Source organism: Allobosea sp. 01N443 (assembly GCF_056399325.1).
In genome coordinates, this window is record NZ_JBFTRC010000452.1 from 1 (window position 1) to 361 (window position 361).

The following is a 361-nucleotide window of genomic DNA, read 5'->3' on the forward strand; positions in this document are numbered from 1 at the left end:
GCCCTTGTGGAAGCCGCCCGCACCAGCGAGCCCTTGTGGAAGCCGCCCGCACCAGCGAGACCGGCCCGATGCTCGGCGTTCTCGGGCTCAAGGGGCGCGACATCGTCTTTTCCGGCGACGAGGTCGCCGACGCAGCGGACAGGGAGCGCTTTCTCTCGGCCTATCAGGCCAAGCACCAGGTCGAGGTCGACGGCGACAAGGCGACATTGCTCGTCGGTCAGAATGACTTTCCGTTCCCGATCCCGATCCTGCGCAAGGACGGTGAGTGGCGGTTCGACACTGAGGCCGGGCGCAAGGAAATCCTTTTCAGGCGCCTCGGGCGCAATGAGCTCGATGCGATCCAGGTCAGCCTGGCCTATGT

At 65.4% G+C, this 361-nt stretch carries 1 protein-coding gene; it reads left to right on the forward strand.

Features of this window, described 5'->3' with window-relative positions; translation table 11 throughout:
• Positions 1-35 precede the first annotated feature (35 nt).
• Positions 36-361: DUF2950 family protein (locus tag AC1DRP_RS36940; protein WP_476771194.1), on the forward strand; the 326-nt coding region annotated here is incomplete at its 3' end.